The organism is Micromonospora sp. WMMD714 (genome assembly GCF_029581315.1).
Lineage (GTDB): Bacteria > Actinomycetota > Actinomycetes > Mycobacteriales > Micromonosporaceae > Micromonospora > Micromonospora rifamycinica.
Window position 1 is genome coordinate 5651943 of sequence record NZ_CP120744.1, and the last position, 14649, is coordinate 5666591.

The 14649-nt window shown below is 68.6% G+C and carries 11 protein-coding genes; 4 read left to right on the top strand and 7 right to left on the bottom strand.

The features are described 5' to 3' along the window. Positions 1–32: 32 nt before the first annotated feature. Together O7625_RS24150 and O7625_RS24155 are read right to left on the bottom strand one after the other, a co-directional pair. Positions 33–1484 carry a hypothetical protein gene (locus tag O7625_RS24150; protein ID WP_282341774.1) on the bottom strand — a complete coding sequence of 484 codons (1452 nt, stop codon included), beginning with the start codon at positions 1482–1484 and terminating at the stop codon, positions 33–35. A 242-nt stretch (positions 1485–1726) separates the two neighbouring features. Continuing rightward, positions 1727–2137 (bottom strand): RidA family protein, encoded by a 411-nt coding sequence (locus O7625_RS24155; RefSeq protein ID WP_282341776.1) that lies wholly within the window; start codon positions 2135–2137, stop codon positions 1727–1729. Positions 2138–2225: 88 nt separating this feature from the next. Between O7625_RS24155 and O7625_RS24160 the strand changes: the two genes are divergently transcribed. Then, positions 2226–2600: a helix-turn-helix domain-containing protein gene (locus O7625_RS24160; protein ID WP_282341778.1), complete on the top strand. Its 375-nt coding sequence runs from the start codon at positions 2226–2228 to the stop codon at positions 2598–2600. 251 nt (positions 2601–2851) lie between these two features. On the opposite strand, the gene O7625_RS24165 is transcribed toward O7625_RS24160, so the two are convergent. From O7625_RS24165 to O7625_RS24185, 5 genes are all read right to left on the bottom strand, one after another. Beyond that, positions 2852–3883: a transposase family protein gene (locus O7625_RS24165; RefSeq protein ID WP_282341780.1), complete on the bottom strand. Its 1032-nt coding sequence runs from the start codon at positions 3881–3883 to the stop codon at positions 2852–2854. A 46-nt stretch (positions 3884–3929) separates the two neighbouring features. After that, positions 3930–4340 carry a hypothetical protein gene (locus tag O7625_RS24170; RefSeq protein ID WP_282341781.1) on the bottom strand — a complete coding sequence of 137 codons (411 nt, stop codon included), beginning with the start codon at positions 4338–4340 and terminating at the stop codon, positions 3930–3932. Between the two features lie 146 nt (positions 4341–4486). Continuing rightward, positions 4487–7900: an RHS repeat-associated core domain-containing protein gene (locus O7625_RS24175; RefSeq protein ID WP_282341782.1), complete on the bottom strand. Its 3414-nt coding sequence runs from the start codon at positions 7898–7900 to the stop codon at positions 4487–4489. A gap of 81 nt (positions 7901–7981) precedes the next feature. Further along, a protein-coding gene (locus tag O7625_RS24180) for an IS3 family transposase (RefSeq protein WP_282341783.1) occupies positions 7982–9150 on the bottom strand; the annotation gives its coding sequence in 2 pieces (ribosomal slippage) (positions 7982–8863 and positions 8866–9150; 1167 coding nt in all). A 101-nt stretch (positions 9151–9251) separates the two neighbouring features. After that, a complete protein-coding gene (locus O7625_RS24185) occupies positions 9252–10463 on the bottom strand; it encodes a pectate lyase (RefSeq protein WP_282341785.1) in 1212 nt (403 codons plus the stop codon). Between the two features lie 255 nt (positions 10464–10718). Here O7625_RS24185 and O7625_RS24190 point away from each other — a divergent pair, with 255 nt between their 5' ends. The 3 genes from O7625_RS24190 to O7625_RS24200 are packed head-to-tail and all read left to right on the top strand — an operon-like array spanning position 10719 to position 13857. Next, positions 10719–11396 carry a hypothetical protein gene (locus tag O7625_RS24190; RefSeq protein ID WP_282341786.1) on the top strand — a complete coding sequence of 226 codons (678 nt, stop codon included), beginning with the start codon at positions 10719–10721 and terminating at the stop codon, positions 11394–11396. Beyond that, entirely contained in the window at positions 11393–12250 is an 858-nt protein-coding gene (locus O7625_RS24195; RefSeq protein WP_067309921.1) for a protein phosphatase 2C domain-containing protein, read from the top strand. Before O7625_RS24190 ends, O7625_RS24195 begins: the two co-directional genes overlap by 4 nt. Further along, entirely contained in the window at positions 12247–13857 is a 1611-nt protein-coding gene (locus O7625_RS24200; protein ID WP_282341787.1) for a hypothetical protein, read from the top strand. Before O7625_RS24195 ends, O7625_RS24200 begins: the two co-directional genes overlap by 4 nt. Positions 13858–14649: the final 792 nt, after the last annotated feature.

Consider the following 14649-nt stretch of genomic DNA (forward strand, 5'->3'; position numbering starts at 1 on the left):
CGGACGCCCACCCGGAGGGCTTCCCCACGGCGCTACGTGCGGGGTGCGAGGACCTGCACGGGGACGGGATGCGTGAGATGGGTACCGTCGCCGAGCTGGAAGAAGTCGTTGTGGCCCCAGGCAGCCACGGTGTAGTCGGGTTGCAGAGCGAGGCTGTACCACACCCCGGCGGAGACGGCTCTGATCAGGACGAGATACCGCGTGCACGGAGCGGTCTGACCCACCGCGCAGACCCGCACCGGGGTGGAGCGGCTGACGAAGGTGCCGTCGCCGAGCCCGCCCGCACGGTTGTCGCCCCAGGTGAGCACGCCACCGCTACTCAACTGCGCGATGCTGTGCGACTCGCCGGCCGCGATCTGCCGGACGCCGTAGAGGAACCGGGTGCAGGGCGCGGTCTCCCCCGGGGCGCACACCCGCACCGGTGTCGTCCGGTCGACGGTGGTGCCGTCGCCGAGCTGCCCGTCGGTGTTCATGCCCCAGACGGCCGGGCTACCGTCGCCGCGCAGCGCCATGCTGTGGAAGCCGGCGGCCACGGTGTTCACCGCGGTGAGGAACCGCTGGCAGGGTGCCGCCTGCCCCAGCGCGCACACCCGCACCGGGACGGCACGGTTGACGGTGCTGCCGTCGCCGAGCTGCCCCTGGCCGTTCCAGCCCCAGGCGACAGCCGACGCGTTGTCCACCACCGCCAGGCTGTGCGCGGCACCGGCCGCGACAGATCTGACCCCGCTCAGGAACCTCGTGCAGGGGGCGCTCTCGCCCACCGCACAGACCTGGACCGGAACGGGGCGGTAGATGCCGGTGCCGTCACCGAGGCGACCCACGTAGTTCGAGCCCCAGGCCAGGGCCAGCCCCGTGTCCGTCGCCGCCAGATTGTGGAACGTCCCGGCCGAGATGGACCGGATCCCGTGCAGGAACTGGCTACAGGGCGCCGTCTGCCCCACCGCGCACACCCGGACCGGGACGGTACGGTTGATGGTGGTGCCGTCACCGAGTTGGCTCTCGGTGTTCGATCCCCAGGAGACGACGGTACGGTCCCGGAGCAGGGCCAGGCTGTGGAAGTCGCCGGCCCGGACGGCGACCACGTCGGTGAGGAACCGGGTGCACGGTGCGGTCTGGCCGACGGCGCACACCCGCACCGGAGTGGAACGGCTGACGGTGGTGCCGTCACCGAGGACGCCCCCGACGTTCGCGCCCCAGGCGACGACGGTGCCGTCCGAGCGCAGGGCGAGACTGTGCCAGTATCCGGCGGCGACAGCCGTCACCGAGCCGAGTTCACCCACAGCCGCCCGCGGCGGGACGGGCCGCGCCGACGCGGAGATGACGGTGCGGTCGGGTGGCGGGCCGTTCGCGTGTCCGACGGAGGCGCCACCGACCGCCGGAGCCATGACCAGCACCACCACGGCGGCGGCCCGGACCGGTCGGAGGGACCGGCCCGGCACGGCGATCGGCGGACGCGACGACCGTCCACGGAGTTGGCTGACCATCTGACCTCCCAGCGGGGGACGGCGGTGGGCTCGCGGCTGGCCGGCAGCGCCGGAACGGACCGCGTCGGTCCGCCCGGAGGTGGCGTGTCCGGCAAGGGCGTCCGCGCCATTACCGGAATCCGAAGAATCATCAGAAATAGTGGAATCAGAATGAGCGAAAAATGGGTTTTCCTCGTTTCGAGCCAATCTTCCGCCAGCCGATTCCAGGAATATAGCCGGTGCGACGGTTGCGGGACGGGCGATCAGTCCAGGATCGCCGTCGCCTCGACCTCGACCAGTACGTCGGGCTCGAACAGGTAGTCGACGCCGATGAGCGACGACGGAGGCAGCGGCTGCGGCAGGCCGAGTTCGCCGGCGACGTCCTCGACGCCGGCCAGGAAGTCGCCGATCCGCTCCGGCGACCAGTTGGTCACGTAGAACGTCAGGCGGACGACGTCGGCGAAGCTCGCGCCGGCGCCGCCGAGGCCGCGCCCGGTGTTGCGCAGCGCCTGGGCGACCTGACCCCGCAGGTCACCTCCCGCGACGGGTCGGCCTGCCTCGTCCCGGCTGATCTGGCCGGCGACATGGACGTGGCGCGACCCCGACGCGACCGCGACGTGGTGATAGGGGACGGGCTGCGTCATGCCCTGCGGGGAGAAGAACTGGACGCCCATCGGTTTCCTTCCTCGTGGTGGCTCACACCTTTTTCAGTAGCTCATGGATACCTGGTGCCTGGAGGAAACTTCAACGAGACTAGGTGTCATGGCAGATTCCGACCCCCTCGCGGCAGAACGCCTCCAGATCACCCCACCGCACCGGGAACTCCTGGACCAGGTCCTCGACAAGTGGTCCCTGGAGGTGCTGAACCAGCTCTGCGAACGCCCGTCCCGGTTCAACGAGCTGCGCCATGCCATCCCCACCGTGTCGCAGAAGTCGCTGAGCGCCACCCTGCGCCGACTCGAACGCAACGGCATCGTCGCCCGGCACGTCCTCTCCTCACGACCGGTCGCCGTCGAGTACCGCATCACCACGCTGGGCAAGACCCTCCGGCACCCGGTCGACGTGCTCCTCGACTGGGCAGGTCGGCACCTGCCCGCCATCGAGGCCGCCCGCCGGTCGTACGACGAGGCCGGGTGAGGCCACCGAGGTCCCCGCCGCCCCTCCCCTACCCTTGCCCGCACCTCGCGGTGCCGGGCGGCAGCGCGAACCCCGCCCGACGTCACACCGACGCGGCCCGCCGGCCGGCGCGGTGCTCGCGGTCGGCGCTACGGGCACCGAAACGCACGATAAATAGTTTCCATCATCGACCGGACCACCGAGTTGCAATACGTTTTTCGGCAATTACTGCCAACGCTGCAAGGCCACCAGATTTGATCGGTAACACCTCTCTAACGACCTCGTGCACAGTTGGTGGCGCGATGATGAGATGAGCGCGTCTCACCGAACGTGAGGTGCGGCGGGTAGCGCACTGCGCCGCCGGGTGGTGTTCTCGCTGCGGCTGGTGTGTTGGTGGTCGGACAGGAGGCCGGCGATCGCGCGGATGGCGGTGTCGAAGGACTCCCGCCGGCCGTGGTAGCGGCCGAGGATTCGCCAGTTCTTGAGGTGTCCGATGGCGTGCTCGACTCGGATGCGCTGGGAGGAGTGCCGTTTGCGGGTGGCCTCGTGGGCGGCGATGACATCGGTGGCAGGGAGGTTTGACGTTTGCGTGGCTTGGGTCTGGGGGTGATGACCGCGCCGCCTGTGTCGGTGCCGAGGCCCTGGTAGCCGGCGTCGGCGAGGATCTGTACGTCCAGTGGCGCGTTCAGGAGAAGGTCGACCAGTCCGGCGGTGCGGGCCTGGGTGATGTCGTGCATCGACCCGGGACGTGTCTCGCCGCAGAACAGCAACCGCCCGAGCGGATCACAGATCACCAGGGCTTTCATCGTGTTCAGCCGGGCCTTGCCAGACACGAACCGGTCCCGGCCCGCTCGGCCCGCGACCGGACGGCGCACCCGCACCTCGGTGGCGTCCATCAACGCCTGCGGGTGGTAGCCGAGGTGGGCCACCACGTCGGAGAGGGTCCGGAGCCGGACGCCGTCGCGTACCCGGCAGCCGCGCTCGGCCAGCAGGGGGTTGATCTCGGCGATGCTGCGGCTGATCGTCGAGCGGTGCACCCCGAACCAGGCCGCGATCACGTCGTGGGTGAGCCCGTGACGGAGATGGACCAGCGTGGCCAGCAGCCGATCCACGAACCCGAACCGGTGCCTGGCACCTGCTCCGATCCGGCGACGGCGTATCCGCGAGGCGAGCCGGTCGCGGTGCTGAGCCTGCCACCGCGGCCTCAACTCGCTGACCAGGTCCTCAATCACCGAGCGGGACAGGCCCGTCAAACGCCGGTTGGTCATGATCGCAGCGCCCACCATGACGCGAACAACGATCATCGATGCTCAAGGATTCGCTACCGCGCACGAGGTCGTTAGTATCAAGCTATCCCATGGGGAGGGGCTTCTCGCAATCCTCGGTTGAGAGTGATACAACAATTTCGTCAGATAATTGAGCAGGATCGATGTACGGAGCCTGCCCCGAATAGATAGTACAGAAGGTTACATTTCCAGTGAAGTGGTCCGGATCCACCAAAGTCGGCGCAGCCGACACATAGGCAGCAACTGCAACTTCCGGCAACTTAATACGCTGCTCGTGCAGGGCAGCCCAAGCAAATGCCGTCCCCCATCTCAACAATCGCACAACACGCTCTTCGCCTACGTCAGATAAATCAATGTCGGGGATTCCGCGACCATTAACGGAAATCTCATAATCCATAACTTCCGGGAACCGCGATCGATCACCATAGTAGCTCTCGTACCAGGCCTTCAACAGAGTAGCATCGGCAATGCTCACCCACCCATGTCTAACCACCTCCCGCAACTCAGGAAGCAAATCGTTTCGACTAATAGTTTCAAGGAAACCGGATCCCACCATCCGGATCGCCCCGACGCTCAACCAGCCCACGGATAATCCGCCCCCACCTGTCCGAATCGCAAAGCTCACCCACAAGTGCCGATTACTCGGCCAAAGACGTCCGCACCCCTACTAAGACCCTTTTGATAATCCGGGTAGTTCTTTGCCAGATCTCGTTGTAGCGACTTGGGCATTCCGGCAAACTGTCCGGTTTCCGGATTGAATTGATACTTGGGTGCATCGCCGGAATTCACACCCTTTATCTGCACCTGGAAATGCATCTGCTTCATTCCGTTTCGAGCCTCGATGTCGATGCGGTATGGACCACGCTGCCACACCGTGTAACTCTTCCCGTTCAGATCGATCCGACCATTGTCATTGTGCACGAGAACCGGTCTGCTGCCGGCGAGCACGTAGTACGTGTGGATGGAGCTTACCGTCAGGTTGTAGGCGAGGGCTGTCTGGGTGGAGGCGGAGAGCAGACCGCCGACGGCGTGGAGTCCGTTGGGGCTAAGGACAAGATCACCGGGATCGAGTTGGTCGGCCCGCTGCCACTGGCGGTCGGTGTGGTTCCAGAAGGGGTGGTCCTCGGTGGTGGTGAGGAGTGCGCCGCCGACCTTTAGGTCGATCAGTTCGTCTGGATGAATCCAGACGTGCTCTACACGCCGCGGGCCTTGGATGCCCGACTCTGGGTCTGCGGCAAGCACTTCGTCGCCTGGCTGTACCTCGTCCAAGCGTTTGGTGCGGCCGTCGGCCATCAGGACTTTGGTGTCGCCGCTGAAGCTCCTACAGCCGCCACCTGCGGAAGGTCGACCTCCCGCGCCAGTGCCGCGTCCGGTGGCTGCCGCGGCACCGAGGCTGCCCACGCCGCCGGGGATCAGATCATCAGATGGCAGGGTAGCTGCCAGAGAGTCGATATACGGGTTGTACAGTTCCTTGATCCATTGCCGGCAGCCATCCGGTCGGCCCATCTCATGGCAGATGTTCATCGCGAGGCGCCGCTCGTCCTGAGCCTCTAAAAGATCATTGGAGGAGAACTCCCGGCCGAACCATTCACCGCGCTGGTCGTTCCAACGGCGAGCAAACTCCTCCAGTGACACCGTGACGGGGACTCGGATCACGTGGCCGAGGATGCGAGGGTCATTTCGTCGGGTAGGGGCGGTGCCCTTGCGGCCGTTGCGCTTTCCCCAACGCTCGTTCTCCGGGGTGCCGCAGCCGCCTGGGCATCCCTTGGTGGGGCTGTAGCCGTAGCAGTCGAATTCGCGGCAGTCCGCCGGGATCAGTCCACTCGGGTCGCTGGTGGTGACGGGTGAGTTGTTGGCGTACGCGTAGCCGTTCCACTGCTGTGGGTCGGCGAGGTCCTGTAGTGGGTCGAGGGAGATGAAGCGACCGAGGGCGGGATCGTAGTTGCGGGCGCCGACCTGGGTCAGCCCGGTGTTGGTGTTGAGGGGATGGTTGAGGAAGCCTCGGTTGTCGGGGGTGGTGACGGTGGCGCCGCGGGGGTCGCCGTACGGGGTGTACTGCCGCCAGGTGGGGACCTGGGCGGTGTTGTTGAGGTAGAGGCTCGGGGTGCCCTGGTGGTCGGGGATGGTGTAGCCGTAGCTGGTGCCGCTTCCGGTGCGGATCGCGGTCGCACCGTTGGGGAGTGGGTGGTACCGCACGCCGCTCAGGGTCTGGGTGCTGGTGTTGAGGGTGATCTGTTGCCCGGGGAGGTAGAGGGTGCTGGTTCCGGGGTCCTTCTGGATGAGCAGGTTGCCGTCGGCGTCGTACAGGAAGGAGCTGTCGCCGTCAGTGCCGCCGGTGACGGCCGTGAGTTCGCCGGTGTCGTCCCAGCTCAGGGTCTGGTTGCCCTGACCCGCGCTGCGGGTGGCCATGTTGCCGGTCTTGTCGTACGTGTACGAGGTGGTGCCGGTCAGTCCACCGCTGGTTGCCGTGCTGGTCAGGGTGTGCGGCTGCCCCTTGTTGTTGCCGTTATAGGCGTAGGTGGTGGTGATGTCCGTGCCACCAGTGAGCGAGTACTGCTTCTGGTTCTGGCGGTTGCCGAGGGTGTCTACCGTCCACTCGGTCCAGTAGGCGCTGGCGGGGCTGATGCCGCTGCCGACCATGCCGCGGTTGCTGCCGCTCGGGACGAGGGCGCAGTTGTCGGTGCCGGTCCAGGCGGAGGTGAGCTGGCGAAGCGCGTCGTACCGGTAGCACTGGGTCTCTGCGGTGGTAGCCGGCTCGTAGCGGGTGTCGACCTGCTTGGTGATGTTGCCGAACAGGTCGTACTCGTATTCCTTCTGGGCGACGTCCTTGGTGGTGGTCGTGGTCTTGGTGATCTTCTGGGTCTTCAGCCGACTGTTGTGGTCGTCATAGGCGTTGATGACGGTGGCCAGGCTGCTGCTCGCGTTGATCCGGCCGCCGGTCACCCGACCCCAGGCGTCGTAGTAGGTGGCGTTCGCGTAGGTGGCGAGCAGACTACCGGCGGTGGTCGGCAGTTCCAGGGCGCCGGTGTAGGCGTAGGTGACGGTCTCGGAGGGGAGTCCGCCCTTGGCCGGGAAGGCGTTGCTGTACGGCTGTCCGGTCACCCCGAGATAGCCATGGCCGAAGGTGTACGTGTTGCCGAGCAGTCCTTCGACCGCGGGAATGGTGATGGTCTCGCCGGTGGACACGCCGAAGGCGTTGAAGCCGTTGTACTGGGTGATGTAGGCGGCGTTGTTGCGGTGGGCCGTGACCGTGGTCAGCTTGCCTATCGGGTTGGTCATGTTGGCGACTGCGGCGTTGTCGTTGTCGTACACCCAGGAGGCGAGTTTGTTCGACGACGACTGACCGGACAGGGGCGCGGCGAAGGTGCCGGTCTTGCGGTTGACCGAGTCGTAGGTGAACGAAAGGGTCTTGGCGCGAGCATCCGTGGTCTGGGTGAGGTTGCCGGCACCGTCGTACGTCATGGTGCTGGTGCCGGCGTCCGGGTCGGTCTTCTCGATCACGTGGGCGAGCAGGTCGTACCGGCTGCTCCAGGTGGTCCCAGCGGCGTTGGTGAGGCTGGCCTGGTTGCCGCGTGCGTCGTAGCCGTAGCTGGTGGCGGTGGTGGTTCCGCCGGTGAGGTAGTACGTCCCGGTGAAGGAGTTCGACGGGGTGACCAGGATCGGGGTCGTCTGGTACTGGAGCACCTTGTCGGTGCGGCCCGTCGGGTCGGTGACGGTGGAGGTGGTGGTGCCCCCGGCGGGTGGGATGACTGTGGTGCGGTCGCCGTTGTAGACGGTTCTGGTGGCAGAGACGACCTGGTTGTCCCGGGCGTTCTGGACCAGGATCGCCCGACCTGCTCCGTCATAGGTGTTGAAGGTCTGGTGATAGACCGTCTTGCCGAGATTGGTTGCCGAGACCGGCGTGGTTGCCGGGTTGTTGGCCTCGTCCCACCAGCCGTCGTAGGTGGCGCGTACCCAACCTCGGGTGTCGTAGAAGGTGTCGGCGATCATGCGGCCGCCGGCCGGGCTGGTGCTCTGGGTCTGGCGCACCCTCATCTGTGCGTCGTAGATGGTCGTCGAGGTGGCGTAACCGCCGGCGTTGTTGGGGTCTGCTGCACCGATAGGTGACAGTTTCAGTCACGCGGCCTGACTGGCCGGTGGGGTCATAATGGTCTCGTACTCGATAGGGGTCAAGCGGGACAGGGATCGTTGGCGTCGACGGCGGTGGTAAGTCCGTTCGATCCAGGTCACGATCGCGGTCCTCAGCTGCTGCCGGGTCGTCCAGGTTCGGCGGTCGAGGACGTTGTTCTGCAGCAGGCCGAAGAAGGATTCCATGGCGGCGTTGTCGCCGGCGGCGCCGACTCTGCCCATCGACCCGATCATGTGGTGTTGGTTGAGGGCGTGGACGAATTTCCGGCTTCGAAACTGCGACCCGCGGTCGGTGTGCAGCACGCAGCCGGCCACGTCACCCCGGCGGGCTACGGCGTTGTCCAGGGCGTTGACGGCCAGCCTCGACGTCATCCGTGAGTCGATGGAGTAGCCGACGATCCGCCTCGACCACACGTCCTTGATCGCACACAGGTAGAGCTTGCCGTCGGCGGTGCGGTGTTCGGTGATGTCGGCCAGCCACAACCGGTTCGGACCGTCGGCGGTGAAGTCCCGGCAGACCAGGTCGTCGTGCACCGCCGGCCCGACCTTGCGACCCTTGCCGCGCCGCTTGCGCTTGCCGAACGCGCTCCACCAGCCGTTGTCCGAGCAGATCCGCCACCCGGTGCGATCAGCCATCGCCTGCCCGGCTGCTCGGGCCTCGTCGACCAGGAACCGGTAGCCGAACTCCGGATCGTCGCGGTGGGCGTCCACCAAAGCGTTCGCCCGGTGAGCCGCAGCCAGTTCGGCGTCGCCGATGGGCTGGGCGAGCCACCGGTAGTAGGGCTGACGAGCGATGTTCAGTACCCGGCACGTCACCGCGACGGGGATACCGTCGGCGGCCAGCTCGCTCACGAGCGGGTAGAGCCTTTTCCCGGCAGGTTCGCCTGCGACAGGTACGCCGCGGCCCGCCGCAGGACCTCGTTCTCCTGTTCGAGGAGCTTGATCCGCTTGCGGGCCTCGCGTAGCTCGGCTGACTCGCCACCGGTCGTGCCGGGCTTCGCGCCAGCGTCGATGTCGGCTTGGCGCAGCCACTTGAACAACGTCATCGGGTGGACCCCGAAGTCCTTCGCGATCTGCTCGACGGTCACGCCCGGATCACGGTCACGGGCCACCCGCACGACATCATCGCGGAACTCTCGGGGGTAAGGCTTGGGCACAGCGACATCCTTCCAGCCCGCCCGCAGGGCAAGCCATCTCAGATGTCACCCATCGGTGCAGCAGACCCGTGCCCCTCCGGGAAGAAACTCTTCCGGGGTGACTACCGGAAGATGACGTCACTCCTGTTGACCTTGCAGTTGGCGTCGTTCCAGCCCTCGCCGAGGTAGCTGGGTTCGCTGCCCTTGGGCACGCCCTTGTACTTGCCGCAGATGGTGGCCGAGCCGATAACCACCACGCGGGTGATCGTCGCGGTGTCGTTCCAGTTGCTGTTGATGCCGGCGAGCATGTCGATGTCGTCGACCAGGACGTTGTCGATACGCACGTGGCGGGTGTACGAGGTGGTGCAGTTGCCGCAGCCGCGGTACAGCTTGCCGGACCCCTTCAGGTAGAAGCCGGAGATGTTGACCGTGCCGTTGCCGTTGTGCTGGAAGGTCTTGTCGCTGCCGCTGCGTGCGCCGCCGCCGATGACGTACGAGGTGCCGCCGTTGGTCTGCTTGAAGGTGGCGGCGTCCTCACCGATGTCGTTCCACCACACGTTGCGCAGGGTGCAGGTGCCCTCGCAGTGCACGCCGTCGCCGGCCGGCGAACCGAGGATCACGTTCTGCAGCGTGCCACCGTTGGCGATCTTGAACATCGGGTCCTGCGACTCACCCTGCCCACCGTCACCGATGCAGCAGTAGGTCTTCATCCCGCCGTCGAAGGTGCCGGAGACGTTGACCGTGCCGGAGATGCCGACCGAGCCGGCCGACGACGGCCACGCGCCGGTCGGCGTGCCCGGGTTGCCGGTCGGGCCGGACGTCGGACTGCTGGTGGGGCCGGAGGTCGGCCCGGTGGTCGGGTTCGACCCCCCACTGGAGTACGTCTCGAACTCGGCGATCCGTGGGGTGCCGGACGCGCTGGTGATGACGAAGGAGATCTTCTTCAGCGACATCGCGGAGAAGGTGATGGTGCCCGGGGCACTGCTGCCGCTGGCCAGGACAGCGCTCGTGTCGTTGTTCTTGAGCTGCCAGCCGCTGATCGAGCCACCGCCCGAGGCCTGCACGATGACGGCCGAGGACACCGTGGTGGCGCTGCCCCACTTGACCGAGACGGTGCCGGTGGAGCCGGCCGGCGACCAGTAGGTGCCGGTGTTGCCGTCGATGACGTTGCCGTAGCTGGTACCACTGGCCTTGCTGGAGCCGTCGGCGCCGGCGCCGAGGCTCAGGTTGGTGGCGGCCGAGGCGCTGGGGATCTGCAGCGCCAGCGCGACGACGGCACCTGCGACCACGGTGGCACCACCGGCCAACCACCGCGAGGCGACTCTGCGTTTCATCTGGTTTCACCTTCCGGACGGGAGCACCCTGGGACGGGAAAGCGCTTTCCGAAAACGATAGAGACGGATCGATGATGAGGCAAGGGTCACACCCGCTTTTCGGGACCGGCACGGCGTACGGGTTGCCCCGGGTCGCCGCCGCTCCCGTCCCGGCCGGTCGGCGACGCCGCGAGCGGGGACACCGCGGAGCGCGGTCCTGACATAGACACGCAGTGTTACGTTGGGGCCGTCCACTGGCGACGGTTGGGGGTGTGCATGGCGGAGACTGCTGGGCGGGTGCTGCCGGTCTATCTGGTGGCGGACGAGTCCGTCTCCATGACTCCGGTGGTGGGCGAGCTGAACGCGGGGCTCCAGTCGCTCCACGACGCGCTGCTGCGCGAGCCCCTCGCGGCAGCCAAGGTCCGCTTTTCGATCATCGGCTTCTCCGAGGACGTGATCGTCCATTCCGCGCTGTCCGACCTGCGCAACGAGACGGCCCTGCCGCAGTTGTCGGTGCGGTCCGGTACGGCCTACGGTGCCGCGTTCGGGCTGCTGATCGACCGGATCCCGGCCGACGTGCGGGCGCTCAAGCGGGAGGGCTTCGCGGTGCACCGGCCGGCGGTGTTCTTCCTCAGCGACGGGCAGCCGACCGACCCGGGTGAGTGGGAGCCGGTCTATGCCGAGCTGACCGACCGGGAGCGCACCCCCACCGCGCCGAACATCATCGCGTGTGGCATCGGCGAGGCGCGGGCCGAGACGATCCTGCACGTAGCGACCCGGCCGGAGTTCGCGTTCGTGGCCACGCCGGGGGTGGAGGTGGGGTTCGCGATCGCCGAGTTCTGCACCGCCCTGACCCGCAGCGTCATCAGGTCGGGGCAGGCCGTCGGCGGGGACGCGGCCGAGCTGGTGGTGGAGCGGCCGGACAGCTTCCGGATGGCCGTGGACGTGGTGTGAGCTTCGACTGGGCACCCCCGCTGATCGGGGTGACGGGTCCGCCGGAGGTGCCGGCCCGCGCCCCGCAGACGCAGCCGTACCGGCCGGACACCGTGATCGACGGCTGGGCGGCGGACGGTTTCGCGGTGCGGGCGGCCTCGGTGCGCGGGCCGGGTCACCGGGCGTCCGGCGTACCCCGGCAGGATGACTTCGCGGTGGCCACGGTGGCCGGTTCGGTGATCGCAGTGGTGGCCGACGGGGTTTCCAACGCCCCGCTGTCCCACCTGGGCGCCACCATGGTGTGCCGGACGGTCGTCGACTATCTGCTGCGCGCCGACGCCACCGTCGACTGGCACGACCTGCTGCGCTGTGCCGGCTGGGCGCTGGTGGAGTACGCCGGGCGGCAGTGGGGTGAAACCGATCCGCAGCGGGCCGAGACGCTGCTGGCCAGTACCGTGGTCGTGGCCCTGGTCCGCCCGGACGGCCCTGGACGGGCCGTCGCCCAGCTGGTCCGGGTCGGCGACTCGGCCGCCTGGCGGTTGCGCGACGGCGGGTGGGAGCCGCTGTTCACCACCCTGTCCGACCCCCGCGACGAGCTGCTCCCGGATGGTGTCGCAGCCCTGCCCCGGGTGCCCACGGAGGTCGACCCGGTGGAGGTGGTGATCGCCGAGGGCGACGTGTTGGTGCTCGCCACCGATGGTTTCGCCGAGCCGCTCGGGCACGGCACCGGTGATCTCGGGCAGCTGTTCGGCGACGGGCTGGCCACGCCTCCGACGATGACCCGGCTCGCCTGGATGCTCGACTTCACCGGCGGGTCGTGGGACGACGACCGGACCGTGCTGGCCGTCTGGCCGGAGCCGCCGGGGCCGTCGTGACCAACCCGCTGCCGCCCGAGGTGAGCCTGTCCGCCCTCGGTCCGCGGACCCGGATCGGGGCCGGCGGTCAGGGCACGGTCTACGCCCTCGCGGAGGACCCGCGGTGGGTCTACAAGGAGTACGCGACCCGGCTCGTCGACGACGTCGACGTCACCACGTTGAACCGTTTCGTCCGGCTCGCCGCCGGGGCCGGACCGGACGCCGACGCGCTGCTCGGTCTCGCCGCCTGGCCCACCGCGGTCGTCCGCAAGGAGGGTGTGGTCCGGGGGTTCCTGATGCCCCGGGTGCCCCAGCGGTTCCACGTCCGCATCCAGCTGCCCCGGGGGCCGGACACCGTCCTGGCGCAGGTGCAGTACCTGCTCAACAACGACGACTACCTGCGGGACCGTGGGCTGCACATCGATGACCGGATGCGCCTGGAACTACTGCGGGACACCGGTGAGGCGCTGACCCTGCTGCACCGGCTCGGCGTCTGCGTCGGTGACCTGTCACCGAACAACCTGCTGTTCAGCCTCGACGCCCGGCCACGGTGCTACTTCATCGACTGCGACGCGATGCGGCTGGATGGCGACTCGGTGCTGGCGCAGGCGGAGACCCCCGAGTGGCACGTGCCGGATGCCGACGCCGAGGAGCTGGCCACCCCGGCCACCGACGCGTTCAAGTTCGGGCTGCTCGCGGTCCGCCTGTTCGCCGGTGACCAGCAGACCCGCGATCCGGACGCGGCCCGGCGGCGGCTCGACCGGCAGCTGGCCCTCCTCGCCGGCCGGAGCCTCGATCCCGCCCCGGACCGCAGGCCGGCTCCGCAACAGTGGTTGGACGTCCTGGACCGCAGCATCCGACGCACGCCCCCGACGCCGCCCGGCACTCCCCCGGCGGGCCGGGAGCCGCCCCGCCAGGAGCCGTCCCGTCCGAGCCCCGTACGCCGGATCGTCCCCCGGCCCGGGGCGGTGGCCCGGCCCCGACCGGCCGGTCGGGGCTGGGGGCTGCTCGTCGCCGCGGCGGTGGCGGCGATCGTGCCGCTGGTCGGCCTGATCAACGCCAACGGCGACCCGTCGGGCACGTACCCCCGGACGGGGCAGAACCTGCCGACGGGATACCCGTGGAACAGCGACCGTCCGCTCGACTACCCCGGGTTGCCGACGAGGATTCCGGGTCTGGTCCTGCCCACCGACGCGCTCGGAAGGACACCGGGATACCCCACCTATCCCGACCTCGCGAGCCGCCTTCCCCTGATCAGGGCCTGCCTGCTCAACGACGTCACGGTGGGACGGGGCCTGAACGCGGCGTCCGCCCGGACGAAAGCCGCCGTCTCCGCCGTCGACAGCTTCCTCTGCGCGCTCTGGAACAAGGCGGTGTCCCTGGACGACCGCAGCAGGACCCAGACCGCCCGCGTCGCCACGTTGGCGGGGAAAGGCCCGTTCCACGCCGCGACGATCATCGGAATCCGCACCGCGGCCAGCGGCAGCCCTCAGGTCAACGTGGTGTTCGAGCCGGTCGGTGACGGCCCGTCGTCCGGTTGCTGGCGGTCCCGGCTGTCGTTGGTCAAGGACGACGACGGGTACCACGTCGGCTCGCTGTCCGCACCGGTCAGGGCGTCCTGCCCGTGACCGCTGGCCCCCTTGTGCAGCAGGTCGTTGACGGCGGCGGCGGTGGACGGCGGCACCGGACGACCGTCCTCGACCGGGAAACCCAACGCGACGACCAGGCTGCGGTGCCGTAGGTCGACGGTCGCCTCCACGACGTCGGCGAACAGGCCCGCCGCGGATCGGGCCCGCCGCCAGGAGACGGCGCCGAGGATCACGCCGAGCGGCGCCGCCGGCCACCACCACGGCGTCAGCGCGAGGGTGAGCACCGCCCAGCCGGCCGAGGTGACGGCCCGGTCGAACCGGTCGCGCGCCTGCATGACGTCGGTCCGCCCGTCCGCGTCGAGCAGCTGCCACAGTCGCGGCCAGATCAGGGCGAGGCGGAGGCCGTACTGGGCGGCCACCCGGTCGTCGGTGAGCCGGATCCGGTCGCCGATCCACGTCGGCCGGGCGGGCAGGTACACCGCCGGCACCACCCGGCGTCGGCCGGTGAGTCGACGCTCGGCGGCGGCCCGACGGCGAACGGTCAGCGCGGTCGCGATCCGGCCCGCCGGGCCGGCCCAGGAGCCCAGCCAGACGTGGCGGACCACCCTGCCGGCCGCCTGGGCGCAGACGGCGGCCACCGCGGCGGCCGCGACGACGAGCGGCCCGACGACCACGGCCAGGCTGACCCGGCCCCGCAGGTGGTCGAGGGCGTCGGCCAACGCGAGTGCAGCACCGGGTACGTCGACGACGGACCCGCGTCCCGGCAGCACGGCGAACGCGGCCACCACGCACCACAGCAGGGCCGGGCCGAGCGCCCGGGTCAGCCAGCGG

Coding starts and splice junctions, on each gene's coding strand:
- O7625_RS24190 (WP_282341786.1), top strand. CDS start 10,719: ATGGCGGAGACTGCTGGGCGGGTGCTGCCGGTCTATCTGGTGGCGGAC.
- O7625_RS24155 (WP_282341776.1), bottom strand. CDS start 2,137: ATGGGCGTCCAGTTCTTCTCCCCGCAGGGCATGACGCAGCCCGTCCCC.
- O7625_RS24185 (WP_282341785.1), bottom strand. CDS start 10,463: ATGAAACGCAGAGTCGCCTCGCGGTGGTTGGCCGGTGGTGCCACCGTG.
- O7625_RS24160 (WP_282341778.1), top strand. CDS start 2,226: ATGGCAGATTCCGACCCCCTCGCGGCAGAACGCCTCCAGATCACCCCA.
- O7625_RS24165 (WP_282341780.1), bottom strand. CDS start 3,883: ATGATCGTTGTTCGCGTCATGGTGGGCGCTGCGATCATGACCAACCGG.
- O7625_RS24150 (WP_282341774.1), bottom strand. CDS start 1,484: ATGGTCAGCCAACTCCGTGGACGGTCGTCGCGTCCGCCGATCGCCGTG.
- O7625_RS24175 (WP_282341782.1), bottom strand. CDS start 7,900: ATGAGGGTGCGCCAGACCCAGAGCACCAGCCCGGCCGGCGGCCGCATG.